This window comes from Aeromonas genomosp. paramedia (assembly GCF_023093515.1).
In the GTDB taxonomy this organism is placed as follows: domain Bacteria; phylum Pseudomonadota; class Gammaproteobacteria; order Enterobacterales; family Aeromonadaceae; genus Aeromonas.
This window is the reverse complement of the sequence record NZ_JAAROG010000007.1, coordinates 95,554-120,913: the sequence shown is the minus strand read 5'-3', so window position 1 is coordinate 120,913 and position 25,360 is coordinate 95,554. Positions and strand designations below refer to the sequence as shown.

The following is a 25,360-nucleotide window of genomic DNA, read 5'->3' as shown; positions in this document are numbered from 1 at the left end:
CCCTAGCCAGCGGTTGGCCCCCTGATGCGGCTTCGCCGCATGGAACGCGAGGGCTCTGCCCTCGATGGGGTTTCGCCCGCCCTTCGGGCCGGGGCGAGTGACTTTTCTTTGCGTGGCCAAAGAAAAGTCACCAAAAGAAAGGCCACCCCGCCAAGCCGCCCGCCTGCGGCGGTTTCCCTCATCTCGCTCTCTGGGTCGGACGGAACGCCGCAGATGGTACATCCCTGTACCAACTGCGGCTGCGCCGTCATCCCTGACGGCGCTCCTGACCCACAGAGTTCGACTCGGCGGTTTGGAGGGGGATCAAAACCGTGCCAGCCCACAGCCCCCGTCTAACCGCAGACAAGCTCCCTCTCCCTCCGGGAGAGGGCTGGGGTGAGGGGAGTTTTCGCTCTTCTGCTAACCCAACGACCTACTCAAAGCAGCTGTTGCTCACTAATTGGTTGAACCGGCTCAGACTTCTATCAACTTCCTCTTTCCATGTCTCAATCCGGCCCCTTAAGATAGCCAACAACAATCCGTCTCTCGGGAGCGTGTCATGAAAGCGATTGTTGCTATCTCGCGGGTTAAATGCAGCGCACTGGGGGCTGGAACTCAGGGGCGGTAGCTTTGTCTGTTAAAAATGACATCGAGAGGCATTTTTGATGCATGTCTGATTATTTGCTTTTCATCTTGGTTAATTAAAACGCAAGGCTGCAGACTGCATTGATAAATGCAATAGCACACAAGTAATAACATGATTTAACATTTATTTACCCAAGAAGTGATGAGAGTGGCGTGAATTTACTAGGGTGGTTTTTATAAATCTGACACTATCCTCAATATAATTTTAATTAGAACGTGCAGCTCCCATCCCTTATCATAAAGGAGAAAATTAAGTGAATAGTCATACCGATACTATAGCAATGACAGATGAACCAGAGAAGGCAGTGACCGGTGATGACAATCCATTAGAACCATCGTATTCACTTGACGTTAAAGACGTTATTGATACCTTTCTGCATAAAATACTTGATATAGAAGATTGCGCTAAAGAACATATAACATCTTCGGTTACGTCCTATAATGACAATGCTAGGAAATTGAAAGCCGATGCTGAAAAACACGTGACATCGCTTAAACAAGAAAAAGATGAAACAGCTAGAGTATTGACTGTGAAGTTACTTAGAAAAACTATAAGAGAAATCGAAAGACATAATAGAGCCTCACCTTTCACTACTCTAGAAAGAAGTTTATTTATAAGTTTGCTATCTGTTTTTGATAAGTTTATTGGCGATTTAGTAGCTGTGTTGTATAGTAAAAACCCTAACTTATACAATAACATAAATAAAGAGATATCATTATCAGAAGTATTAAAATATGAGTCAATGAATGATCTTCGCCAAGTTTTTTTAGATAAAGAAATAGAAACCCTAAGAAGGAAGGGTTACATTGACCAATTTAAAGATCTTGAAGGAAAATTTTCGATAAAACTTACGAAATTCGATGAATGGCCAGCTTTCATTGAACTTTCCCAGAGAAGGAACCTGTTTACTCACTGTGATGGTATTGTAAGCAAGCAGTATTTAGATATCTGTAGAGAAGTCGGTTATAAGATAAAAGATGAGGTGGAAGTTGGTTATCAACTTGAAATAGGAGAAAAATATCTTTTTCAGTCATGTATGTTGGTAGCCTATGTCGGAACAATGTTAGGGCACACTCTCTGGAGAAAGACATTAGAGGATGAGCTAGAAAAAGCTGATGCCCACCTTAGCAGTATCGTATTTGATTATTTACATATGGAACACTGGAGTAATGCCATATCGATTAGCAAATTTTCTCAAAATCTCCCAAAAATATCTACAGACGAAATGGAAAGGATATTTTCAGTAAATCATGCTATTGCACTTTGCTCTATTAATAAGAAAAAAGAAGCAAAGGCTATATTAGATAAGAAAGATTGGTCAGCGACCACTTATGATTTTAAGTTAGCCTACTCTATTCTTACAGGTGATTACTCAGAAGCAGAAAAAGTTATGTGTAAAATTGGAAGGCAAGGTGAATTAATAACCGAACTTTCATATCATGACTGGCCATTATTTAGAGAGTTTCGTGATTCTAAAGAGTTTTATAGAGGATATGAAAAAGTGTACGGATATAAGTACTCAAGCAAGTTGAGTGAAATTGCAGAAACAAAAAAATCTGATGTGGAGGAAACTGCAGAACCAAAACATTAATAGCGGGCCTGAAATTATAAACTTTGATGCTTCGGAGTAGGACACCCACCTTTCTTAGCAAGACGCTACATAGCCAGCATACAAAAGGTGGGTATCCCAGTTTTGATATAACTATTAAATTAATGTAGCCTCAAGGTTGAACCTCCCTTCGGTGGCCAATTATTGAGGCGTTAGAGTAAGCTATTACTAAGGAGCCCTTGTATGTCCGAAATTACTGCAGATCAAGCACGTGCAAACGCAGAGTCGTCTAGTTACGGCGCAAAGGAAATCGCGCAACAAATTAGCCAAACGATTGAAGCAATATCTAAAACTGGAGCCACCTCTGCCACAAATATTTTCAGCAAAGAATCCGTGCACGATGGAGAACTACAAGGAGCGATTGCAATTTTGGAATCACGTGGCTTTACAGTAAAGCTTGTGGGAGCAACCGAATCGCATTTCACAACACAGGTCAGCTGGTGAAACTATGCATGCCAAGAAGTTTGATTGCTAAAAATTAGGACGCCTAGCTTGCAACTGTAGCTTGGCCTTGTCCACCCCCATGGGACGCAACCCAGCCTTGAGCCCATGGCGGGCATTGCCTACAATGACCCACTTTTTATCAAACTCAGGTCTATAAAATGAGCGACAACAAACCTGCACTGCCCGACCGTCTGGCGGCCAACCCGCGCAGCCCGCACCATGTGGCAGAGTGCTTCCAGCACGAGATCGGCATTCGCGTGAACGGCAAGGAGCGCACCAATGTCGAGGAGTACTGCATCAGCGAAGGTTGGGTGAAGATCCCCTCCCCCAAGGCCAAGGATCGCTACGGCAATGCCATGCTGATCACCGTCAAGGGCACCGTCGAGGCCTTCTACGCCTAAGCTGCGTATGCTCGCGATACCCCGAGCAGGGCGCGACCTTGTTAATTCAGAACACCGGCCTTGCGCCGGTGTTCTGCGTTTTGGGGGCAGCCCAGGATTACAGGTGGGCTCTCTTTCTTTGTTCTCCTTTGCCTTCCTTTTTCTTCCTTTCCCTTTCTTTCGCCTTTTTCCCTTCCACCAGAGCCCTGATCCGGCTGGCGGGCAACCTTTGAGATCGAGGCAAGGGTGGCGCTCTTGTCATCCCTGCCGGTTTACCCAGGCCATCGCCGCACCACTCATCCTCGGGAGCGCGGCTTGCCGCCCTGCCAGCGTTGCAGCGCGGCGCCCGCCAGCACCAGCAGGATGCCGAGCAGATCGCTCGCTGCCAGCCGTCCGGCCAGGGCATCGAGCAGTGCGCCCCCCGCCAACTGGCCCGTGACGATGAGCAGGGCGCAGGCCAGGGCGCCGACCCGGCCTATGGCCCAGCTGCTGATGGCGACGAACAGCGCCCCCAGCACGCCGCCGAGCAGCAGCCAGGGATCGAGCCCGGCGAGCCGCTCCCAGGGCGCCCCTTTGAGGATGAGCAGGGCGCCGAGCAGCCCAAAGCCGAGCAGGTGGTTGGCCAGCGACGCCGTCATGGCGCCCCGGGCGCTCGCGAGGCGGCCATTGAGGGTGCGCGACAGGCTCACCGCCACGCCGTTCAGCAGTCCCAGCAGGATCAATAGGGTCATGGTATTTCTCCTAACCGAGTACGATGAGCAGGGCGCCGGCCATCACCAGCAGGGCGGCGAGCGCGTCTTTTCCCGAGGGGCGGCGGCGAGCCAGTCCGAGCCAGCCGAGGCCATCGCACAGGGCACCAAACAGCAGCTGGCCGAGCAGCAGCAGGGCCAGGGTGCCCGCCATGCCCAGGGGCGAGTTGAGGCACAGGGCTGCCAGCACCACGGTGAGCGCCCCCGGCAGACCGCCGAGCCAGGCCCAGGGCGGGGCCGCCTCCGGCGTCGGGGGCCTTGGGGAGAACCACCACAAGAGCGCGGCCACCAGGCTGCCGACCCCGTGGGCCAGCCAGCTCCCGAGCCAGGGGTCGGTGGCGCGGGCCAGGGCGCCGTTCTGGGCGATCATCAGCGCCAGCAGCAGGCCGGCGGCGAAGGCGGCCAGGGCGCCTATGCTCTGGCCGAGTGTCTGGCCGAGGGCGGGGCGGCCAGGGCCGCGGTCAACAAGCGGGGGGATCATGGGGTTGTTCCTTGGTTGAACTGACGAGCAGGGTAAATTGTTTTTGATTTGGGGATAATCTACGCTGCTGGAACAACATTGTTTCCATATTGAGAACAGCATGAACCAGGATGCCTTCGCCCTGCTCCCGGCCTTCGTCGCCGTGGTGGAGTCGGGCAGTTTCTCCGGCGCCGCCCGCCAGCTCGGTCTCAGCAAGTCGGTGCTGAGCAAGAAGGTGAGCCAGCTCGAGCAGGCCCTCGGCTGCCAGCTCCTCTATCGCACCACCCGCTCCCTCACCCTCACCGAGGCGGGGGAGCGCTACTTCGAGACGGTGCGCCATGCGGTGCGCCTGGCCAGCGACGGGGAAGATGCCATCGGCGCCCTGCAATCGGCCCCCCGCGGCCTGCTGCGGGTGACTGTGCCCATGGTCTATGGCCGGCGCCACATCGCCCCCCTTGTCCCCGAGTTTCTCGCCCTCCACCCCGAGGTGCAGTTGCAGCTCGAGATGAGCGATGCCCAGCAGGATCTGGTGGCCGAGGGGTTCGACGTGGCGGTGCGCATCGGCGAGCTGGAGGACTCGAGCCTGGTCGCCCGCCGCCTCGCCCCCTGTCTCAGCACATTGTGCGCCGCCCCTGCCTACCTGGCGCAGGCCGGCACGCCCCGCACCCCGGCCGATCTCGAGCGCCACAACTGCCTCTTCTACTCCCTGTTTCGCGGCGGCACCCAGTGGCGGCTGCACGGGCCCGAGGGGGAAGTGGCCATCACCCCCAGGGGCAATTTCGAGGTCAACAACAGCGATGCCATCCACACCGCGCTGCTGGCGGGGCTCGGCATCGGCAACATGCCGGACTTCATCGTGGCGCGGGATCTCGCCGCCGGCCGACTGGTGCCCGTGCTGCCGGACCATGCCCTGCCCGAGCACGGCATCTGGTGCGTCTATCCCAGGCGCCGCCACCTGCCCGCCAAGGTGGAGGCCTGGCTGGCCTTCCTGCAGGAGCGGCTGGGGTTGCGCTGAGGGCGCCATCGGGATAACCGGAAGGGTTCACGTTTTTTTCATCGGGAAGGGAGTAGAGTAGGCAGCAAACCAAGCATCTGTTTTTATTGGAAAAGCATTCAGGGGACGAGCCACGGTATCGCGCCCCTCACCCCAGGGGGAGCCCCATGATGAAGAAAACCGCGATTGCCCTGACCCTCACCAGCCTGCTGGCGCTGCCACTCTTTGTCGCATCCGATGCCTGGGCCGCCCCGGTGCGCTCCCTGCAAAAGGAGCAGAATTACGAGCAGTACATCAGCAAGCGCCAGGTGGTGGATCAGCTGCTGGCGGACGCCGCCCGCATCTTCCACTCCCCCGCCCGGGTCTCGGATGCGGGCTTCACCGCCAAGATGCCGAGCAACATGGAGCAGGTGACCACCCTGCTGCTGGAGGCGCACCAGCTCGAGCCCTATCGCACCGATCTGCTCATCTCTGCGGCCAACGCCCAGATCTACAACGGCAACGTGGAGAGGGCCATCGCCCTGTTCGAGCAGGCCCTCACCGCCGCGCCGGACGATCTGGACATCAACACCTATCTCGCCACCTGGCAGCGCTTCAAGGGCGATCAGGCCAAGTCCGATGGCTACCTCAAGCGGGTCGGCGAGCTCAACGCCGGTCGCGCCGCCGACTTGCAGCGGCTGTTCGCCACCGTGGACCGGGTGGTCGCCACCCCCCTCAAGGAGCGTCAGGGACGGGGCGAGAAGAAGGGGCGCCGCGCCATCGTCACCCTGGGCTATGCCCTCAATCCCGATGGCTCCATGCACGAGATCCTGCTGGGGCGCCTCGAGACCACCCGCGCCCTGGCCCAGGCCGATCCGGCGGCCCTCGTCATCCTCACCGGCGGCGTGCCCCAGAACCGCCAGACCGAGGGCAAGCTGATGGCGGACTGGCTGGCGAAAAAGGGCATCGACCGCTCCCGCATCATCGAGGAGAACTACGCCACCAGCACGGTGGAGAACGCCCTCTACAGCGGCTATGCCCTCGCCCGCCACGAGATTGAATACGCCACCCTGGTGAGCTCGGCGAGCCACGTGCGCCGGGGTCAGACCCTGCTGGAAATCGCCTGCTGGCAGAGCGGCCCGGCCAATATCCGCATCGACAGCGTCGCCTACCCGGACAAGCCCCTCTCCGCCCTGGCCAAGGCAAGCCCCGAGGAGCTGCTCGGCATCTACCGGGATGCCCTGCGCACCTATGGCCTCTGGAGCTACCGCTCGGCGCCGCTGGTGGAGCGCTGATCCCCTGGCCCCGCCACCCTGGCGGGGCCCAAGCCCCTCACCTCCCCCTGCTAGCCACTGCGGCCCCTCTGCCCTCCCTGCTGGCCTGCCCCTGTGCGCACTTTCCGGCCCCTGGGGTCTGGCGCTTTGCCCCTTGCGCCAGCCATTCGATAGACGGTGGGCGAGCAAGCTATTCACCTCCCGGCATATCTCAAACAGATCATTGATTTACCGTTCTTTTTCTAAGAACCAAACGGCATGAGAGCACCCTTCTCGTTCCTTCGCACTCGGGGATGTTCAGATAAAGATGTGGCTTCCAACACCCCCAACAAGGAAGTGCATCATGACAGCAAAAGGCATCTCTCTGTGGCTCGCGGCCTCAGTGCTGCTCGGCCAGTCCGCCCAGGCCCTCGAGGTCACCGTGGCCTACCAGACCTCGGCCGAGCCCGCCAAGGTGGCCCAGGCCGACAACACCTTCGCCAGGGAGAGCGGCGCCACCGTGGATTGGCGCAAGTTTGACAGCGGCGCCAGCGTGGTGCGGGCGCTCGCCTCCGGCGATGTGCAGATAGGCAACATCGGCTCCAGCCCCCTGGCGGTGGCGGCGAGCCAGAACCTGCCCATCGAGGTGTTCCTGCTCGCCTCCAAGCTCGGAGAGTCCGAGGCCCTGGTGGTGAAACAGGGGCTCACCGGGCCAGAGGATCTGGCGGGAAAACGCATCGCCGTGCCCTATACCTCCACCACCCACTACAGCCTGCTGGCGGCCCTCAAGCACTGGAACGTCGACCCCGCGACGCTGCAGATCGTCAACCTGCAACCGCCGGCCATCATCGCCGCCTGGCAGCGGGGAGACATCGACGGCGCCTATGTCTGGGCCCCCGCCCTCAACCAGCTCACCAGGGAGGGCAAGGTGCTGACCGACTCCGCCCAGGTGGGTGACTGGGGGGCGCCGACCCTGGACGTCTGGGTGGTGCGCAAGGACTTTGCCAAGGCCCACCCCGAAGTGGTGCAGGCCTTCGTGAACAGCACCCTGGCCGCCCAGCGCGACTACCTGGCCAACCCCGACGGCTGGCTCACCAAGCCGGACAACCTCGCCAAGCTGGCCAAGCTGAGCGGCGTTCCCGAGGCGGACGTCCCCGCCCTGGTGAAGGGCAATACCTATCTCGATGCGAAGGCCCAGAGCGCCGAGCTGGGCAGCCTGGTCAACCAGACCATCATCGATACCGCCCGCTTCCTCGAGAGCCAGGGCAAGGTGCCAAGCGCCGCCTCGGATTACCGCCAGTTCGTGACCGATCGCTTCGTGAAAGCCGTGGCCCAGTAAATCGGAGGAGACGACCATGCTGCTGCTCTCTCATGTGTCCGCCGAGTACGCCGGCAGGCGAGTGCTCGACAACATCAGCCTCTCCCTGCCCGAGGGGGAGCTGATGGTGGTGCTCGGCCCCTCGGGCTCGGGCAAGACCACCCTCCTCAACCTGGTGGCGGGCTTCGAGCCCTGCCACCACGGCCAGATAAGCCTCGAGGGAAAACAGGTCACCGGCCCCGGCGCCGAGCGCGGCGTGGTGTTCCAGAGTGAGGGGCTGCTGCCCTGGCGCAACGTGCTGGACAACGTGACCCTCGGCCTGCAACTGGCGGGGGTGCCCAGGGCCGAGCGCACCGAACAGGCCCAGGCACTGCTGCGCCAGGTGGGGCTGGAAGGCGCCGGCGATCGCGCCATCTGGCAGCTCTCCGGCGGCCAGCGCCAGCGGGTCGGCATCGCCCGAGCCCTGGCTACCCGGCCCCGCCTGCTCCTGCTGGACGAGCCCTTCGGCGCCCTGGACGCCTTCACCCGGGAGCAGATGCAGACCCTGCTGCTGCGCCTGTGGCACGAGCATCGGCGCCAGGTGCTGCTCATCACCCACGACATCGAGGAGGCCATCTTCATGGCCACCGAGCTGGTGCTGCTCTCCTCCTCCCCCGGACGGGTGATGGAGCGGCTGACCCTGGATTTCGGTCGCCGCTTCGCCGCCGGGGAGCCCTGCCGCAGCATCAAGTCCGACCCGGCCTTCATCGAGCGCCGTGAATACGTGCTGGAGCGAGTGTTCGCAGAGCGGGAGGCCTTCCCATGACCCTCGCCCTCGCCCGGCAACGGGATGTCACCCACGCACGCGCAGCGGGCTGGCCCCTGCCCCGCCGTCTGACCCTGAGCCTCGCCACCCTGCTCGTCCTGCTGGCCCTGTGGTGGCTGGTGGCTCACCTTGGCTGGGTCGACCCCCTGTTCCTGCCGCCCCCACAGCGGGTGCTGGCACAGCTCTTTGCCATCGCCGGGCCCCAGGGTTTTATGGATGCCACCCTGTGGCAGCACCTGGGGGCGAGCCTCGGCCGCATCCTGGTGGCCCTGGTCGCGGCGGCCTTTTTTGGCATCACTGTGGGTATCGCCATGGGGCTCAGCCCCACGGTGCGCGGCGTGCTGGACCCCCTCATCGAGCTCTACCGCCCGGTGCCGCCACTCGCCTACCTGCCCCTGATGGTGATCTGGTTTGGCATAGGCGAGACCTCCAAGGTGCTGCTCATTTATCTGGCCATCTTCGCCCCCGTGGCCCTGGCGACCCTGGCGGGGGTGCAGAGCGCCAACGCGGTGCGAGTACGGGCGGCCCAGGCGCTGGGAGCATCCCGGCCCCAGGTGCTGTGGCACGTGATCCTGCCAGGCGCCCTGCCGGACATCCTGACCGGGCTGCGCATCGGACTCGGGGTGGGCTGGTCCACCCTGGTGGCGGCCGAGCTGATCGCCGCCACCCGGGGGGTGGGCTTCATGGTGCAGTCCGCCGGCGAGTTCCTCGCCACCGACGTGGTGCTGGCAGGCATTCTGGTGATCGCCCTGATCGCCTTCCTATTGGAACTGGGCCTGCGCGCCCTGCAGCGCAGGCTCACCCCCTGGCACGGAGAAGGACAATGAACCACAAGCTGACCGCTCCCATGGTGATCCTTGACATCACCTTCGTACTGGAACTGGGCCTGTGCGCCCTGCAGCGCAGGCTCACCCCCTGGCATGGAGCAAGACAATGACCGACAAGCTGACCATCAGCCCCCTGGGCCCCCATATCGGCGCCGAGATCGCCGGCGTCAATCTGGCCGAGCCCCTGACCCAGGGGCAGTTCGAGCAGATCCACCGCGCCCTGCTCAAATACCAGGTGCTGTTCTTTCGCGACCAGCCCATCCCCCCGCGAGCGCAGCGGGCGCTGGCGAACCGCTTCGGGGATCTGCATATCCACCCCGTCTACCCCCACACGGAGGAGGCCGAGGAGATCATCGTGCTCGATACCCACGACGACAATCCGCCGGACAACGACAACTGGCACACCGACGTGACCTTCATCGAAACTCCCCCGGCGCTGGCCATTCTGGCCGCCAAGCAGCTGCCTCCCACCGGGGGGGACACCCTCTGGGCCAGCGGCATAGCGGCGCTGGCAGCGCTCTCCCCACCCCTGCAAACCCTGCTGGCGGGGCTGGAAGCCGAGCACGACTTCACCAAGTCCTTCCCGGCTCACCGCCACGACGGCAGCGAGGAGGAGCGACAGCGCTGGCAGGCTGCCGTGGCCCGTCACCCGCCCCTGCGCCACCCGGTGATCCGCACCCATCCGGTGAGCGGCCGGCAGGCCCTGTTCGTCAACGAGGGGTTCACCACCCGGCTGCCCGGGCTGCCCGCCAAGGAGAGCGAGGCACTGCTCGGCTTTCTGTTCGAGCACATCCGCCGCCCCGAGTTTCAGGTGCGCTGGCGCTGGCGGGAGAACGACATCGCCATCTGGGACAACAGGGTGACCCAGCACTATGCCAATGCCGACTACCTGCCGGCACGCCGGGTGATGCACAGGGCCACCATCCTCGGGGACAAGCCCTTCTGGCGCCCGAGCTGACTCGCGCGACGTCCCCTCGCCCAATGAAAAAGCCCGCCGAATGGCGGGCTTTGACATTTCTGACAGGCCTGGGGGTCGCTGACGGCCCTCAGCCCTTGAGCTCCAGCACAGTGGTGAAGCCGCCGAAGATCATGCGGGCGCCATCGAAGGGCATGGTCTGGTGCGTGGGGCTGGTTGGATCCATCCTGGGGTCCTTCATCATCTTGGTCATGGCCTCGTCCCGCACCGCCTTGCTCGGCCACTCCACCCAGGAGAAGACCACGGCTTCGTCCTCCTTGGCCGCCACCGCGCGGTAGAAGTCGGTCTGCTTGCCGTGGGGCACGTCATCCCCCCAGCACTCCAGCACCCGGGTGGCCCCATATTCGAGAAAGATGGGGTCAAACAGCCCCGCATGATCGATCAGGGCCTGCTTGTTGACCGTGGGCACGGCGATCACGAATCCGTCTACATATGACATGAGAGGTTCCTCCTGTGGTTGAGGATCTCAGCATAGCAGCCGTGCCCCTGGCCGCCCTCGGGGCCCGGTCACCCTCAGAGAGAGACCAGCCGCTCCAGATCGCTGCGGGTCAGGCGCTTGCTGTCCACCTTCACGTAGAGGGAGTGCTCCTCGCGCACCAGCAGCACGTCGCTCACCCCGTCGCAGGCGCGGATCCGCTGCTCCAGCGCCGGGGTTGCCTCGACCCCCTCCGGCAGCACGATGCGCAGGCTGCTCACATAAGGAGGCTCCGCCATGGTGAGGCTGACCCCGAGCCAGAGCAGGGCCAGCACGGCGCAGCCGCCAAACACCAGGGGGCCGCCCCCCAGGCTGTAGAGCAGGCCCCCCAGGCTGCCGCCGATGGCGACCCCGAGGAACTGGCTGGTGGAGTAGACCCCCATGGCGGTGCCCTTGTAGCCGGGCGGGGACTCCTTGCTGATGAGGGACGGCAGCAGGGCCTCCATCACATTGAAGCCGATGAAGAAGAGCTGCAGCCCGGCGAGCAGGCCCCAGAGCTGCAGGCCGCTCTGCCAGAGCACCAGCTCGGCGGCCAGCATCACCCCCACGCACCCGATGAAGACCCGCTTCATCTGGCGGTGCTTCTCGGCATAGATGATGAAGGGCACCACGCTCACGAAGGCGACCAGCATGGTGACCAGATAGGCTTGCCACTGGTGCTCCCGAGCCAGGCCCGCTTGTTCGAGCAGGGGCGGCAGCGCCACGAAGCTCGACATCAGCAGGGTGTGAACGCAGAGGATGCCGAGGTTGAGCTTGAGCAGGCGCGGGTTGGTGAGCACGGTGCGAAAACCGCCCCGCACCATGGCGGACTCGCGATTCTGCAGGTGGGCCGCCGGGGTCGGCACCACCCAGATCACCATGGCGATGGCCGCCAGCGCCAGCAGGGCGATGAGCCAGAACAGACCGGAGAGTCCCACCGCCTGGGTGATCAGGGGGCCTGTCACCATGGCGATGGCGAAGGTGATGCCAAAACTCACCCCGATGAAGGCCATGGCCTTGGTGCGATTCTGCTCCCGGGTGAGATCCGACAGGAGCGCCATGACGGCGGCGGAGATGGCGCCGCTCCCCTGCAGGGCGCGCCCGACGATGATCCCCCAGATGGAGTCGCTCAGGGCGGCGATGACGCTGCCCAGCGCAAACATCAGCAGGCCGCCGACGATGAGGGGCTTGCGGCCGATGCGATCGGAGAGCAGGCCGAAGGGGATCTGGAACAGGGCCTGGGTCATGCCGTAGATGCCGATGGCAAGGCCGATGAGCGCCTCCGAGGCGCCCGCCAGGGACATGCCGTAGGTGGTCAGCACCGGCAGGACCATGAACATGCCGAGCATGCGCAGCGAGAAGACGGAGCCGAGCGCCCAGGTCGCGCGGCGCTCGCCCCTCGTCATGGTGAAATCATTCATGATGGCCTCGATAGGTCAGGGAGAGGAGACAGAAAGGGGCGGATGACAAGGCACGCCACACCCGAAAAAACCGACAAGGTGCCCCGTGGGGCGGGCCTCATAATAACAGAGCCGGGAAGGTTCCCGGCTCTGGATTCTATTGATTTTCCCGCGTTGCATCACAACACCGAGTCTGGCTGGCATCTGCCTCAGGGCAGCATGCTCACCAGCACGGGCGCTGCGTCCGGCTGGAAGTCCACCGACATCATCACGCTCAAACACGTGATGGTGACGATGGAGAACATGAACAGCTTGCGGGCCCAGAGGGAGTCATCCACCGCCGCCTTGTAACCGGACAGCGCCATCCCCAGCCACCAGACGCTCACCGCGGTGGCCACCACCAGATACTTGTAACCGGCGTAGCCGCCGAGGAACAGCATCAGGGTCGGCACCATGAACGCCAGTATGTAGAGGGTGATGTGGAGCTTGGCCACCGGGATCCCCTTCACCACCGGCAACACCGGGATGTTGGCGGCCTGGTAATCCTTGAAGCGGAAGATGGCAATCGCATAGGAGTGCGGCATCTGCCACAGGCTGAAGATAGCCAGCAGGATAAGCGCCCCCGAGTCGAACTGACCGCTCACCGCGCAGTAGCCGATGACGGGTGGCGCGGCGCCGGAGAGGCTGCCGACCAGGGTGCCGTAGACCGAATGACGCTTCATGTAGAGGCTGTAGACCCCCACATAGACCAGGAAGCCCAGCACCGCCAGCAAGGCGGCCAACGGATTGGCCGCGAAGTAGAGCAGTGCAATGCCCGCAACGCCCAGGGCCGTCGCATACCAGAGCGACACACCGGGGGCGATGAGCCCCCTCACCAGGGCGCGGTTCTTGGTGCGCTCCATGATGCAGTCGATGTCCCGGTCGATGTAGTTGTTGAACACGCAACCGGAGGCCACCACCAGTGACACCCCCACCATGGTCAGGATGAACAGGGGCACATCCAGGCTCCCCTTCGAGGCCAGCAGGAAGCCGCCGATAACCGAGATGAGGTTACCGAAGATGATGCCCGGCTTGGTCACTTGCAGGTATTGCTTCATCATCACATCAACCCGCTCAGTGAACCATCATGTTGATGTTGAGGTTGTACATGATCCACAGGGAACCCACGACCACGATGGCGATGATGAGCACGGTAAAGACCAGTGCCACCAGGTTCCAGCGCTCCTCGGAGGAGGTGTTCATGTGCAGGAAGTAGACCAGGTGCACGAAGATCTGCACCACCGCCATGGCCACTACGGTGCCGAGCACCATGGCATGGGAGGCGGAGCCGTCCATCACCATCCAGAACGGGATTGCGGTCAGGATGAGTGACAGCACGAAGCCGGTCATGTAGGACTTGACGCTGCCGTGGCTGGCGCCGTGATTGTCAACGGAATGAGTGCTCATTTACATGACCCCCTTCAGATAGGTTCTGACACTGTCGTGGCTGGCACAGTCAATATTGTCAACGGAATGACTCATTACATGACCCCCATCAGATAGACCACGGTGAAGACGCAGATCCACACCACGTCGAGGAAGTGCCAGAACAGGCTCAGGCACATCAGGCGCGTGCGGTTGCGCTCGGTCAGCCCCTTCTTGCTGATCAGGACCATCATCACGATGATCCAGATAAGGCCGCTGGTCACGTGGATACCGTGGGTACCGACCAGGGTGAAGAAGGCGGAGAGGAAGCCGCTGCGATCCGGGCCAGCATCGTTGACGATCAGATGATGGAACTCGTAGATCTCCATGGCGATGAAGCCGGCGCCAAGCAGGAAGGTGACCAGCAGCCAGGTGTTGACCGCGGAGACCTTGTTCTTGTTCATGGCCAGCATGCCGAACCCGAAGGTGATGGAGCTCAGCAGCAGCAGCATGGTTTCGGCGAACACGAACGGCAGTTCGAAGATGTCCTTGCCGGTGGGGCCGCCGGCAGTGCCGTTGACCAGGACCGCATAGGTCGCGAACAGGGTCGCGAACAGGATGCAGTCACTCATCAGGTAGATCCAGAAGCCGAATACCTTGGTGGCACCGGCATCATGGTGCCCATCCTCATGGGCACCGTGAGAGTGATGTAGAACGTCAGTCGCCATGGAGTTAAGCCACCTTGTTGATATTGTCGAAATGCTGACCTTCGATGCGCTCGATCTCGTCAACCTGTACGTAGTAGTCCACATCGTCGTTGAAGCTGTGGATGATCCAGGTGGCGATCATGCCGACGAAGCCGGCGATGGCCATCCACCAGATGTGCCAGATCATGGCAAAGCCAAACACCACGCTGAAGGCGGCGATGATGACACCGGCACCTGAGTTCTTCGGCATGTGGATGGGAGCGTACTTGGCCGGCTGGCGATAGGCGCTGCCGTCCTCTTTCGCTTCCCAGAAGGCGTCCAGACCGGTCACCTTGGGCTCGATGGCGAAGTTGTAGAAGGGCGGCGGAGAGGAAGTGGCCCACTCCAGGGTACGGCCACCCCAGGGATCGCCGGTCCAGTCACGGTTCTTCTCGCGGTCACGGATACTGACCACGACCTGGATGAGCTGGCACAAGACGCCGATGGCGATGAGGCCGGCGCCGCAGGCGGCAACCACCAGCCAGCCGTGGAACTCGGGATCTATGTTCTGGCTGACACGACGGGTCATGCCCATGAAGCCCAGCACGTAGAGCGGCATGAAGGCCACGAAGAAGCCGGTGATCCAGAACCAGAAGGCACGCTTGCCCCAGACGTCATCGAGCTTGAAGCCGAACGCTTTCGGGAACCAGTAGGTGATACCGGCGAAGCAACCGAACACCACGCCGCCGATGATGACGTTGTGGAAGTGGGCGATCAGGAACAGGCTGTTGTGCAGCACGAAGTTGGCGGCCGGCACCGAGAGCAGTACCCCTGTCATGCCACCCACGGTGAAGGTGATGATGAAGCCGACGGTCCACAGCATGGGGGAGGTGAACTCGATGCGACCGCGGTACATGGTGAACAGCCAGTTGAAGATCTTCACCCCGGTCGGGATGGAGATGATCATGGTGGTGATGCCGAAGAAGGCATTGACGTTGGCGCCAGACCCCATGGTGAAGAAGTGGTGCAGCCAGACCACGAAGGAGAGCACGGTAATGGCCACGGTCGCCCACACCAGGGAGGTGTAGCCGAACAGCTTCTTCTTGCAGAAGGTCGCCACCACTTCGGAGAAGATCCCGAACACCGGCAGCACCAGGATATACACCTCGGGGTGACCCCAGGCCCAGATCAGGTTGATGTACATCATCATGTTGCCACCCATGTCATTGGTAAAGAAATGGGTACCCAGGTAACGGTCTGCGGTGAGCAGGGCGATGGTGACGGTCAGGATCGGGAAGGAGGCGATGATCAGGATGTTGGCGCACAGGGCGGTCCAGGTGAACACCGGCAGACGCATCATGGTCATGCCGGGGGCACGCATCCGGATGATGGTGGCAAAGAAGTTGACACCGGTCAGCAGGGTACCCAACCCGGAAATCTGCAGACTCCAGATCCAGTAATCGACCCCGACCCCGGGACTGAACTCCAGCCCCGACAAGGGCGGATAGGCCAGCCAGCCGGTCTGGGCGAATTCACCGACCCCGAGGGAGACGTTGATCAGCACCACGGCCGCGGCGGTAAACCAGAAGCTCAGGTTGTTCAGGAAGGGGAAGGCGACGTCACGGGCACCGATCTGCAGTGGCACCACGATGTTCATCAGGCCGATCACCAGCGGCATGGCCACGAAGAAGATCATGATGACGCCGTGGGCGGTGAAGATCTGATCGTAGTGGTGCGCGTTCAGGTAGCCTTCGCTACCGGCGGAGGCCATGACCTGCTGACCACGCATCATGACCGCATCGGCGAAGCCGCGCAGCAGCATGACCATCCCTAAGATGAGATACATGATACCGAGGCGCTTGTGGTCTACCGAGGTGAACCACTCTTTCCACAGATATTGCCACTTGCCGTAATAAGTGATGAGACCGGCAAGCGCCAGCCCACCCAAGATGATACCGGCTATCGTAACCATGATGATGGGTTCATGGTACGGAACAGCCTCGAGTGTCAATTTTCCAAACATCGATTATTCCTCGGATCCTGCTTTCACACTCTTGTCAGCCATGGACGTGGCCATGTGTCCGGCATGCTCGTCGTGACTCATGGCCGCGTGGTCCATGGGTTCTGCTTTTGCAGCGTCATGGTTCATGGCCTTGTGGTCCATGGGTTCTGCTTTCGCGGCGTCATGCTTCATGGCCTCGTGGTCCATGGCGCCATCTTTTGCAGCGTCATGGCCGCCATGGGACATGCCGCCCATGAACTTGTTGATCACATTGACGAACAGCTTGGGATCGGCGCTGGCGAAGTACTCAACCGGGTGGTTTTCGCTCTTCTTGGCCAGGGCATCGAACTCACCCATGGTGCTCAGCATCTTGGGAGACTGTTTCACCTTGGCGACCCAGGCATCGAAACCGGCCTGGTCCTGGGTGGCAATCGCCTTGAACTTCATGCCAGAGAAACCGGCGCCGCTGTAACTGCCGGAGATCCCCTTGTACTGACCCGCCTCGTTGGCAATCAGGTGCAGCTTGGTCTGCATCCCGGCCATGGCGTAGATCTGACCGCCCAGCTGGGGGATGAAGAAGGAGTTCATCACTGTGTCTGAGGTCACCCGGAAGTTGATCGGGGTGTTGACCGGGAAGGCCAGCTCGTTGACCGAGGCGATCCCCAGCTCCGGATAGACGAACAGCCATTTCCAGTCCAGCGAAATCACATCGACCTGGATCGGTTTGACGTCAGATTCCAGCGGCTTGTAGGGGTCGAGGGAGTGGGAGGTTTTCCAGGTAATCACCGCCAGGATGGCGACAATAATGACGGGCACGGTCCAGACGACCGCTTCAATCTTGTTGGAGTGGGACCAATCCGGGGTGTATTTGGCAGTGGTATTGGATGCTCTGTATTTACGAGCAAATGCCACCGTCATAATAATCACAGGAATCACCACGATTAACATCAACCCGAGTGCGGTCAATATCAGTGACTTCTGCTCCAGACCAACCTGCCCCTTGGGGCTCATCAGAGCCATGTCGCAGCCACTCAGCAAGCCAGCGGTTGCCATCAACAGCAAAGCGCCCAAGCCCCTCTTTACTTCAAAAGGTCTCATGCAATGTCCTCATCGTTTCAAGGCTTATTGGTATAATAAAAATGCCGCATTTTATTGCATCAGACCGGCATGTGAACAACATGAAAAATTAATCCCAAAAATGTTCCAAGGGTGGTGAAAACAGGTATCAGATGTTAATCGCTTGACAGCGACCAATTTATTAAATTCACAGACTCTCAATTCATCTCCCGTTAATTTATCTCCCCGCCAAAATCGCTCACCAATCAATCAAAATGGTCCATTACCCTTATTTTCAGAGGGAGAAACAGGGCAAAAAAGAGCCATTCAACCCCCTCTTGATGCACAAGCGCCCTCGCCATTCCTTGATCTGGATGCGTATATTCCGAGGGGAAATAAAAAAATAATTAATCAAACGAATGTATGATTAACTTCCCGGGACCGAAAGAAGCGCAGAAGGGGTTGCCCTGTCTGGGGCTCGCCATGAAAAACGGGCCTCATGCAAGGCCCGCTTGAGACGACACCCCACCACGGGGTCTCCCTCAGGGGTGTTTATGCTCCATTCGGGTCGCCACTGCGATGCGGTTCCAGGCATTGATGGTGACCACCTGCATCAGGCACTGGGCCAGCAGGGTTTCCCCCAGCAGGGCCAGGGCCCGTTGGTAGGTCTCCTCGGTAAGCCCTCGCTCGCCGATCAGGGTCACCTCATCGGTCAGGGCCAGCACGGCCCGCTCTCGCGCATCGAACAGCGGGGATTCGCGCCAGGCGGACAGCGCCAGCAAGCGCTGGGGGCTGTCGCCGTGCTTCATCGCCACCTCGGCGTGCATCTCGATGCAGTAGGCGCAGCCGTTGAGCATGGAGGCCCGCAGCTTGATGAGCTCCTTGAGCGACAGGGGAATGTCGGTGCCGCCGAGATAGGTTTCCAGCCCCCGCATGGCCTGGATGGCGGCGGGGATCTGGCTGGCGAGCTGGATACGGTGAGACATGGCAAGACTCCTTGGATGAGCGCCCCCATGGGCGATGAGCACATTGTTCACGCTTTCATCCATGGATAGAATACCGCCACAACCTGCAACAGTTTTGCATTTACCGCAAAGGTATACCCATGCTGGATCGCGTCCGTATCCTGGCTCAGGTGGTGGAGTCGGGCAGTTTCTCCCGGGCCGCCCGCGCCCTCAACCTGGCCCCCTCCTCGGTGACCCGCACCATAGATGCGCTGGAGCAACAGCTGGGGATCCCCCTGTTCAAGCACAGCACCCGCCAGCTGGTGCTGACCGAGCAGGGGGAGTACTTCCTGGCCCGCTCGGTACGCCTGCTGGAGGAGGCGGATCAGCTGGTGCAATCCCTGCAACCCCTGCCGGTGGCACCAGAGGGCCCGCTTCGGGTCTCGGTGTTCGAGAGCTTCGGGACCACCTGGCTGGCGCCGCGCCTGCCGGCCTTCCTGGCCCGCTACCCCGGGGTACGGCTCGAGATCGAGCTCGACAACCGGCTGGTGGATCTCGACGCCGAAAACGTGGACCTGGCGGTGCGCATCGGGCGTCCCGTGGACAGCGGCCTCCATAGCCGCCATCTGCTCACCAACCGGACCCTGCTGGTCGCCTCCCCCGCCTATCTGACCCGCCACGGCGAGCCAACCCACCCCGATGAGCTGGCACACCACAACTGCCTCATCCGCGGCCATGGCCGTCAGCGCCAGCACTGGTATTTCCGGCAAGGGGCGCAGCGGCACAGGGTCGCGGTGCGGGGCAACCTCGCCTCGGTCGGCGGCACGCCGCTGCTGTGCGCGGCCGAGGCGGGCGCCGGCATACTGCTGCTGTCGAGCTGGATGGTGCAGCAGGGGCTGGACAGCGGCACCTTGCTGCCACTGCTGCCCGGGTGGCAGGCCTCCCCGTACGAGGATCGTCATGACGAGATCCATGCGGTGTTTAGGGGCGGCCGCTTCCTGAAGCCCCAGACCCGCGCCTTCATCGACTTTCTGATCGAGGTGATGAAGCCCTTGCAAGGGCCGCGCTGATAGCGGCGCGCTCTGGCCTGAGGGAAAAGCAGACGCCGGGCAGAGTGCCCGGCGCCGGAAGTGAACGACAGCGTCAACAGAACGCGGTCAGCGAGCGTTGCGCCCATCCGGGGTCTGGGCCGCGCCCCTGTAGTCCCCGTAAGGGAATACGTTGCGCAGGCGCTGGGCCACGGGCTCCGGGATGGAGCGGGAGAAGACCAGCCTGACCCCGTTGCCATCGCGCTGACCCAGGATGCGCCCCCGTACCGGCTCCTGCTGCAGGATCTGCTTGGCCTGGGCCAGGAAGCGCGGCGGCACCGAGCCTCGCTTCACCTGCACCTTGCCAGGGGCAAGCCGGATCTCGAACAGGGCGCCACGCCCCAGCGTCATCAACCACCCTATCAGGGCGATCGCCACCAACAACGACAACCAGGCCATCTATCTCTCCCTTTGCCTGCCTTGATGTGCGTCAGTATATGTGGCGGCGGTCGGCGAGGAGTGGGCGGACATCACGTTTTGCCCATCCCCGTCTCAGCAATCCTTGCCCCAGGCCACCAGGGTGTCGCGATAGAGCGCCAGCAGGGCCTGATCCCGCACCGCCACCCCGACCCGCTGGGCCGGATAGCCCGCCCACTCATCATGGGGGTGGGACTTGCCGTCGAACTTCTGCAGGGTGTGGCCGATGGCGGGGCCATGGTCGATGACCCGCACCGGCCCCTCCCGCAGGGTGAACAGCTCGGGATCGATCACATAGGCGATGGCGGACGGATCGTGCACGTGGCAGCCATTGAGGCCGATGCGCTCGGAATAGAAGCGCAGGTAGAAGCGGCTCACCGCCCACAGGAAGCGGCCGGGCTCACCGGCGTCGTCCCGCAGGGCATCCAGGTAGGCACTGCTGAAGAAGCTCTGCTGGGTCACGTCCAGCCCGATGATCACCACGGGCCAGGGGGCGGTGAACACCCGGTCGGCCGCCTCGGGATCGTCGTGAATGTTGGCCTCGGCATAGGGGGTCACGTTGCCGCGATGGCCGTTGACGCCAAAGGCGCCCCCCATCACCACCACCTGCTTCACCAGCGAGGTGATCTCGGGGGCGGCCTCGAGCGCCAGCGCCAGGTTGGTCAGCGGCCCGATGGTTACCAGGGTGATCTCGCCGGGGTTGGCCTTCACCGTCTCGACTATGTATTGCCAGGCCGGGCGGGGATCCGGGGTCAGGGTCACCTCCCCCGCCTCCACGTCCCCCAGCCCGCTCGGGCCGTGCACCACTGTCGTCGGCCCCACGGGCTCGCGCAGCAGCGGCGCGGCGGCGCCCTGGGCCACCTCTGCCTTCATGCCGTATTTCTGCTTGAGCCAGAGGGCGTTGCGGGTCCCGTTCTCTATGGTGGCATTGCCAAACACTGTGGTGATGGCGAGCAAGTCGATGGCGGGGTGGGCCTCGGCAAAGAGTATTGCCATGGCGTCGTCGATACCGGGATCGGTATCCAGAATGATCTTGTGGGTCATGGGGCCTCCATACGGCAGAAGTGCCAGTGTAGCGACCCCGGGCCCGATTAACAGCGTCAGGATCACAGCCTGGGGTTTCATCTGCCTCAAGCATGCTGGCGTCATGACAAAAACCGGGCTGCGCCATGGTGGGCACTAGCCCTTGCCTTGCCTTCCGGATCAGGCTGACATCACTGCCGGGACGGCTCTACCTCGGCCTCCTGTCCCCTGACAGTGCGTTTCAGCTGCCCCATGAACTGCTTGAAATGGGGGAGAAGCCCCTTGAACAGCTCCTCTTTGCGATGCTGCATCATCACTTCGCCGAACAGCTTCAATCCGACGATAAACGCCTGATGTTCCTGCTCCGACATGGGCAGCTTCCCCTTGCTGAGCGCCAGGATGGCAAATATGTCGTCGTGATTCTGGCAATCGAACTGCAACGGGGGCACCTCGCGGTCCAGCGCCTGGACCTGTACACGATACGGGTGTGGCATCTTTCATCTCCTCTCGGGCTGGGCTTTTGCCCATATGGTTGATAAAATCAATTAAACCAATTTAAGTTGACTTTATCAACCATGAAGCTATCAAACCGTCTCTTCCGGATCCTCGATCACTACAGAATCGCCCTGGCGCAGCATTTTCGGGCACAGCAGATCGCCCTTAGCCCCCTCCATTACAAGGTGCTGCAACTGATCCACGCACAGGATCCGGCCACACCACAGCTCATCGCACAGCTGACGGGCCGCGACAAGGCGCAGGTGACACGCCTGCTGCAGGAGATGGAGAGACAGGGGATGATAGAGAAACGGCCCCATCCGACGGATAAACGCAGCATCTGTCTGGCCTTGACCCCGCTGGCCTGCGAGCGCGTCAACCAGGGGGAGCAGCTGGCCGCATTGCTCGACGAGCGGTTGTGCTCCCTGCTGGAACCGGCAGAGGTAGAGCAGTTGCAGCAACTGCTGGGCAAGATAGAAAAAGGGCTGGGATCAACCGATTAGATCCAACACCTGCATCAAGGGCTCCATTGCCTGATTTGTGGCCAACCAGCACGGCCCCCGCTGACGCCGCCTTGTGAGCCACTCCCGGAGATGGTATCACTGGCCCCTCTCTTCCCACTCCTCGCCGAGGCGCCAACGTGATCACCCTGATTAAAGAGTCTGACCAGCTGAAGATGCCCTGGAAAAACAGGCAGGGCACCACGGCCCAGATCCTTGTCTCCCCCCCGGGCTCGAGCCTGGAGAAGCTCGATTTTGACTACCGGCTTAGCTCGGCCCCCATCAAGGCGGCGGGCCCCTTCTCCAAATTTCCCGGTTATCAGCGCATCCTGCTGCCCGTCAGCGGCGCCGGTTTCGTGCTCAACGGCCACCCCTATGCCACCTTCGAGGCGGCCCATTTCAGCGGGGATGACGAGACCCACTGCGAGCTGCTGAAAAAGGAAGTGACGGATCTGGGGCTCATCTACGACCCGGAACGCATCGGCGCCAACGTGCGGGTGCTCAATGTGCCCTTCCCCCTGACCCTCACCCTGGAGGTGGACAAGACCTACCTCTGCCACCTGCTGAGCGGCCAGCTGACGGTGGCAGGCCAGGCAGTGGCCATCAACGAGACCCTGGTGGTCAAGGGGGAGGAGAGCATCCACTTCGAGTGCGGCAAGAAGACCACCCTCGCCTTCTTTACCCTGCAGCCCATCGGCTGATCCGGCATACCGTCAGCGTTTGGGGGCTCGTCCCCCGCTGTCGAGACAGGCCTGCATGGAGTCGTAGGGGGTGTAGTGCTTGGTGCGACTGTAGTAGGTGCCGCCCTGGGGATGGCAGATGCCGCTCCTGCTCTTCTTGACCGGGGGCTCTGCTGCCAGCGCGATGGCGCATAGCAGCAGGCAACAGCCGACCACCCACTTGATGGCGTTTCTCACGACAACCTGTTCCTCTTGAGCGGACCATCAGGTCCGAAAGGGGCCTATCTTATCCTCTTCCGTCCCCACTCACCCCGCGCCGGATCATGAAACGGCGCGCGATACCGCCCTCATGGGCATCCAACTGATGCCGCAATCACGGCAAGCGGACACAAAAAAGCCGGGATATCCCGGCTTTTTCCCGTCAGGCCAGTGCGGCTCAACCGACCTTGAAGGCGCCCTTCATCAAGGCGAAGTGGCCGGGGAAGGAGCAGAAGAAGGTGAGATCCTTGCCCGCCAGCCCGTCGGTCTTGAAGGTGACGCTGGTGCTCTCGCCGCCCCCCACCAGCTTGGTGTGCGCCAGGATACGGGCGTCGTCCTTGGGCAGGTAGTCGTGATCGACGCCGGCGCTCATGCCCGCGGTGGCGATGGCCTGATAGTCGGCGGTGTTGGCCAGCACCCAGTTGTGACCCATGTTGGCCACCGGCAGCTTGCCCGTGTGATTGAGAGTCACAGTCACCTCCTTGCAGGTGGCCGGCACGCTCATCTCCTTCTGATTGAACTGCATGGCGTCATTGCCTTCGATGACCAGGGCGCACTCATCGGCCAGCGCCGGGGCAGCCAGGGAACTCAGAAGCAGCAGGGTTAACACCTTTTTCATCATCTTCTCCTTTGATTGGCGAGGAATGGCAACACCCTTGTCTGGCGAATCGCACGTCGACACGCAAAGATGCTGTCATGATCGATCTTCATTGTACCCAAATGTCACCGAAGGGCTGCCGCTTTTGCTCAAAGCTGCGGACCAGGTCACTCCCCGAGTCCATTGAACTGTGGAACAGATCGGCCGGCTTCACCCCAGCGCGGCTTAATTATTTTCACCCGGACCCGGCCACCGGGGCTCGTCAATGGCGGCGCCCTTGGCTAAGCTGCTCCCCCGTCGATGACTCCCGCGAGAATGCAAGATGAAGACCCTCTCCCTGGCCCCCCGCGGCCTGCTGCTCTCCCTGATGCTGCTGTTGACCGCCTGTCAGCCGGCGCCGACCCAGACCCGCATTCAGGGCAACACCATGGGCACCTACTATGCGGTGACCCTGAGCGACCCCTTCCCCGGCGGCCAGGCCGCGCTGCAGGGAGAGGTCGATGCCCTGCTGGCACGCATCAACCAGGAGATCTCCACCTATGATCCAGGCTCCCTCATCTCCCGCTTCAACCAGGATGCAGGCAAGGCCCCCATGCCCATACCGGCCAGCATGGCGAAGATTGTGCAACAGGGCATGGATGCGGGGCGCCTCACCCAGGGCAAGCTGGACGTCACCGTGGGCCCCCTGGTCAACCTGTGGGGCTTCGGGCCGGACAAGCGCCCGGTCAAGCGGCCCACCGCAGAGCAGATCGCCCGGGCGCGGGAGCGGGTCGGCATCGACAAGCTCAGCCTGACGCCGCAAGGGGACCATTTCCTGCTTGGCAAGGCCATCCCCGACCTCTATCTGGATCTCTCCACCCTGGGGGAAGGGGCGGCGTCCGATGACATCGCCGCGCTGCTGGAGCGCAAGGGGGTGTACAACTACCTCGTCGAGGTGGCGGGCGCCGTACGCAGCAAGGGGCACAACGACAAGGGCAACCCCTGGCGGGTGGCCATCGTCGAGCCTTCGGACAGGCCGGGCGCCATCGAGGACGTGGTCACCCCGAACGGCATGGCCCTCAGTACCGCCGGCAGCTACCGCAACTATTACGAGCTCGATGGCCGGCGCTACTCCCACATCATAGATCCCGCCACCGGCGAGCCCGTCACCCACAAGCTGGTCTCCGCCAGCGTCATCACCCCCACCGCGCTCGAGGCCGACGCCCTCGACACCGCCCTCATGGTGATGGGGCCCGAGCAGGCGATGGCCTTTGCCACCGAGCACAAGCTGGCGGTCTATCTCATCGAGAAGACGGCCACGGGCTTTGCGGCTCGCCACACCCCTGAGTTTGCCCCCTACCTGGTGCGCAGCCAGCCATGAACGACGAGGCCCCGCAATGCGGGGCCTTTTCATGACGGCGCGCTATTCGATGGGGACGCGATGGGGCGCCGGGGTGACCGCCTGCTTGGGCAGTTGCAACGTGAGGATGCCGTTCTCGAAGCGGGCGCTGACCTTATCCGGCGCCACCTCCACCGGCAGCTCGACGGTGCGCGACACGCTGCCATAGTAGCGTTCGCTGCGCAGGGATCTCTCCTCCTTGCTCTGGCTGTCGTGCTGGCGGATCTCCGCCTTCAGGGTCACCAGCTTGCCGTGCACGTCCACGTGGATGTCCTCCTTGGCCACCCCGGGCAGCTCGGCCTGCAGCAGGTAACCGCCGTCGCTCTCCCTCAGATCCAGCGTGATCCGGCTGGGCAGGGGATCCCCGTGCAGGGGCCGGATGTAGAAGCCGGAGGCCATGTCGTGGAACAGGTCATCAAACAGGCTGGTGCGGCTCGGTAGCAAACTCATTTGATTCCTCCTTGTGGTGCGGGTGATGTCTGCAGATCGCCGGGATCTGCCTCCCTTCAAGTCTAAAAACCGGGCCGAACCGCGCCACTGCCATCTCGCGTCCGGTTG

The 25,360-nt window shown here is 61.5% G+C and carries 29 protein-coding genes; 13 read left to right on the top strand and 16 right to left on the bottom strand.

Annotated elements, in window-relative coordinates; all coding sequences use genetic code 11:
* Window positions 1–878 precede the first annotated feature (878 nt).
* The 3 genes from HB860_RS05115 to HB860_RS05105 all read left to right on the top strand — a co-directional run bounded on the left by HB860_RS05115 (window position 879) and on the right by HB860_RS05105 (window position 3,079).
* The gene (locus HB860_RS05115; RefSeq protein ID WP_247625937.1) at window positions 879–2,216 is read left to right on the top strand and encodes a hypothetical protein; all 1,338 of its coding nucleotides are present in this window, start codon (window positions 879–881) and stop codon (window positions 2,214–2,216) included.
* A 201-nt stretch (window positions 2,217–2,417) separates the two neighbouring features.
* Entirely contained in the window at window positions 2,418–2,678 is a 261-nt protein-coding gene (locus tag HB860_RS05110; protein WP_161653670.1) for a hypothetical protein, read from the top strand.
* Window positions 2,679–2,836: 158 nt separating this feature from the next.
* Window positions 2,837–3,079, top strand: a complete 243-nt coding sequence (locus tag HB860_RS05105; protein ID WP_005332143.1) for a DUF3297 family protein — start codon at window positions 2,837–2,839, stop codon at window positions 3,077–3,079.
* A 275-nt stretch (window positions 3,080–3,354) separates the two neighbouring features.
* On the opposite strand, the gene HB860_RS05100 is transcribed toward HB860_RS05105, so the two are convergent.
* Together HB860_RS05100 and HB860_RS05095 are read right to left on the bottom strand one after the other, a co-directional pair.
* Window positions 3,355–3,789 (bottom strand): DMT family transporter, encoded by a 435-nt coding sequence (locus HB860_RS05100; RefSeq protein ID WP_247625936.1) that lies wholly within the window; start codon window positions 3,787–3,789, stop codon window positions 3,355–3,357.
* Window positions 3,790–3,799: 10 nt separating this feature from the next.
* Window positions 3,800–4,288: a DMT family transporter gene (locus HB860_RS05095; RefSeq protein ID WP_247625935.1), complete on the bottom strand. Its 489-nt coding sequence runs from the start codon at window positions 4,286–4,288 to the stop codon at window positions 3,800–3,802.
* A 100-nt stretch (window positions 4,289–4,388) separates the two neighbouring features.
* Between HB860_RS05095 and HB860_RS05090 the strand changes: the two genes are divergently transcribed.
* From HB860_RS05090 to tauD, 6 genes are all read left to right on the top strand, one after another.
* Window positions 4,389–5,282, top strand: coding sequence for a LysR family transcriptional regulator (locus HB860_RS05090; protein ID WP_247625934.1), 894 nt, complete (start codon window positions 4,389–4,391; stop codon window positions 5,280–5,282).
* 149 nt (window positions 5,283–5,431) lie between these two features.
* Window positions 5,432–6,535 carry a YdcF family protein gene (locus HB860_RS05085; RefSeq protein WP_247625962.1) on the top strand — a complete coding sequence of 368 codons (1,104 nt, stop codon included), beginning with the start codon at window positions 5,432–5,434 and terminating at the stop codon, window positions 6,533–6,535.
* Between the two features lie 322 nt (window positions 6,536–6,857).
* Entirely contained in the window at window positions 6,858–7,832 is a 975-nt protein-coding gene (gene tauA / locus HB860_RS05080) for a taurine ABC transporter substrate-binding protein (protein WP_247625933.1), read from the top strand.
* 16 nt (window positions 7,833–7,848) lie between these two features.
* On the top strand, window positions 7,849–8,616 hold the full coding sequence (gene tauB, locus HB860_RS05075) for a taurine ABC transporter ATP-binding subunit (RefSeq protein ID WP_247625932.1): 768 nt from the start codon (window positions 7,849–7,851) through the stop codon (window positions 8,614–8,616).
* Window positions 8,613–9,443: a taurine ABC transporter permease TauC gene (gene tauC / locus HB860_RS05070; protein ID WP_247625931.1), complete on the top strand. Its 831-nt coding sequence runs from the start codon at window positions 8,613–8,615 to the stop codon at window positions 9,441–9,443. The genes tauB and tauC overlap by 4 nt, the downstream gene beginning before the upstream one ends.
* Before the next feature lie 106 nt (window positions 9,444–9,549).
* Window positions 9,550–10,401, top strand: coding sequence for a taurine dioxygenase (gene tauD / locus HB860_RS05060; RefSeq protein ID WP_247625930.1), 852 nt, complete (start codon window positions 9,550–9,552; stop codon window positions 10,399–10,401).
* Window positions 10,402–10,489: 88 nt separating this feature from the next.
* Here the strand turns inward: tauD and HB860_RS05055 are convergent, their stop codons facing one another.
* The 8 genes from HB860_RS05055 to HB860_RS05020 form a co-directional block, all read right to left on the bottom strand.
* Window positions 10,490–10,858: a DUF1428 domain-containing protein gene (locus tag HB860_RS05055; protein WP_247625929.1), complete on the bottom strand. Its 369-nt coding sequence runs from the start codon at window positions 10,856–10,858 to the stop codon at window positions 10,490–10,492.
* Window positions 10,859–10,932: 74 nt separating this feature from the next.
* Window positions 10,933–12,294: an MFS transporter gene (locus HB860_RS05050; RefSeq protein ID WP_247625928.1), complete on the bottom strand. Its 1,362-nt coding sequence runs from the start codon at window positions 12,292–12,294 to the stop codon at window positions 10,933–10,935.
* Between the two features lie 188 nt (window positions 12,295–12,482).
* Window positions 12,483–13,376, bottom strand: coding sequence for a heme o synthase (gene cyoE, locus HB860_RS05045; RefSeq protein WP_010673685.1), 894 nt, complete (start codon window positions 13,374–13,376; stop codon window positions 12,483–12,485).
* Window positions 13,377–13,386: 10 nt separating this feature from the next.
* Complete coding sequence (locus HB860_RS05040; RefSeq protein ID WP_139436396.1) at window positions 13,387–13,719, bottom strand: cytochrome o ubiquinol oxidase subunit IV; 333 nt, start codon at window positions 13,717–13,719, stop codon at window positions 13,387–13,389.
* 74 nt (window positions 13,720–13,793) lie between these two features.
* Window positions 13,794–14,489, bottom strand: a complete 696-nt coding sequence (locus tag HB860_RS05035) for a cytochrome o ubiquinol oxidase subunit III (RefSeq protein ID WP_139436394.1) — start codon at window positions 14,487–14,489, stop codon at window positions 13,794–13,796.
* Complete coding sequence (gene cyoB / locus HB860_RS05030) at window positions 14,410–16,386, bottom strand: cytochrome o ubiquinol oxidase subunit I (protein WP_139436392.1); 1,977 nt, start codon at window positions 16,384–16,386, stop codon at window positions 14,410–14,412. Before cyoB ends, HB860_RS05035 begins: the two co-directional genes overlap by 80 nt.
* A 3-nt stretch (window positions 16,387–16,389) precedes the next feature.
* The gene (gene cyoA, locus HB860_RS05025; protein ID WP_139436390.1) at window positions 16,390–17,463 is read right to left on the bottom strand and encodes a cytochrome o ubiquinol oxidase subunit II; all 1,074 of its coding nucleotides are present in this window, start codon (window positions 17,461–17,463) and stop codon (window positions 16,390–16,392) included.
* A gap of 500 nt (window positions 17,464–17,963) precedes the next feature.
* The gene (locus HB860_RS05020; RefSeq protein WP_247625927.1) at window positions 17,964–18,407 is read right to left on the bottom strand and encodes a carboxymuconolactone decarboxylase family protein; all 444 of its coding nucleotides are present in this window, start codon (window positions 18,405–18,407) and stop codon (window positions 17,964–17,966) included.
* 119 nt (window positions 18,408–18,526) lie between these two features.
* Here HB860_RS05020 and HB860_RS05015 point away from each other — a divergent pair, with 119 nt between their 5' ends.
* Window positions 18,527–19,435: a LysR family transcriptional regulator gene (locus HB860_RS05015; protein WP_247625926.1), complete on the top strand. Its 909-nt coding sequence runs from the start codon at window positions 18,527–18,529 to the stop codon at window positions 19,433–19,435.
* Window positions 19,436–19,522: 87 nt separating this feature from the next.
* On the opposite strand, the gene HB860_RS05010 is transcribed toward HB860_RS05015, so the two are convergent.
* The 3 genes from HB860_RS05010 to HB860_RS05000 form a co-directional block, all read right to left on the bottom strand.
* Complete coding sequence (locus tag HB860_RS05010; RefSeq protein ID WP_247625925.1) at window positions 19,523–19,852, bottom strand: DUF3634 family protein; 330 nt, start codon at window positions 19,850–19,852, stop codon at window positions 19,523–19,525.
* Between the two features lie 93 nt (window positions 19,853–19,945).
* Window positions 19,946–20,914: a nucleoside hydrolase gene (locus HB860_RS05005; protein ID WP_139436384.1), complete on the bottom strand. Its 969-nt coding sequence runs from the start codon at window positions 20,912–20,914 to the stop codon at window positions 19,946–19,948.
* A gap of 170 nt (window positions 20,915–21,084) precedes the next feature.
* Window positions 21,085–21,387, bottom strand: coding sequence for a DUF3861 domain-containing protein (locus HB860_RS05000; protein ID WP_247625924.1), 303 nt, complete (start codon window positions 21,385–21,387; stop codon window positions 21,085–21,087).
* Between the two features lie 81 nt (window positions 21,388–21,468).
* Between HB860_RS05000 and HB860_RS04995 the strand changes: the two genes are divergently transcribed.
* On the top strand, window positions 21,469–21,891 hold the full coding sequence (locus tag HB860_RS04995; protein ID WP_247625923.1) for a MarR family winged helix-turn-helix transcriptional regulator: 423 nt from the start codon (window positions 21,469–21,471) through the stop codon (window positions 21,889–21,891).
* Between the two features lie 137 nt (window positions 21,892–22,028).
* Window positions 22,029–22,589, top strand: a complete 561-nt coding sequence (locus tag HB860_RS04990; protein WP_247625922.1) for a HutD family protein — start codon at window positions 22,029–22,031, stop codon at window positions 22,587–22,589.
* Between the two features lie 12 nt (window positions 22,590–22,601).
* Here the strand turns inward: HB860_RS04990 and HB860_RS04985 are convergent, their stop codons facing one another.
* On the bottom strand, window positions 22,602–22,805 hold the full coding sequence (locus tag HB860_RS04985; protein ID WP_247625921.1) for a hypothetical protein: 204 nt from the start codon (window positions 22,803–22,805) through the stop codon (window positions 22,602–22,604).
* A gap of 199 nt (window positions 22,806–23,004) precedes the next feature.
* Entirely contained in the window at window positions 23,005–23,445 is a 441-nt protein-coding gene (azu, locus tag HB860_RS04980; protein WP_247625920.1) for an azurin, read from the bottom strand.
* A gap of 301 nt (window positions 23,446–23,746) precedes the next feature.
* Between azu and HB860_RS04975 the strand changes: the two genes are divergently transcribed.
* Window positions 23,747–24,784, top strand: a complete 1,038-nt coding sequence (locus tag HB860_RS04975; protein ID WP_247625919.1) for an FAD:protein FMN transferase — start codon at window positions 23,747–23,749, stop codon at window positions 24,782–24,784.
* Between the two features lie 42 nt (window positions 24,785–24,826).
* Here the strand turns inward: HB860_RS04975 and HB860_RS04970 are convergent, their stop codons facing one another.
* Entirely contained in the window at window positions 24,827–25,252 is a 426-nt protein-coding gene (locus HB860_RS04970) for an Hsp20/alpha crystallin family protein (RefSeq protein ID WP_139436372.1), read from the bottom strand.
* Window positions 25,253–25,360: the final 108 nt, after the last annotated feature.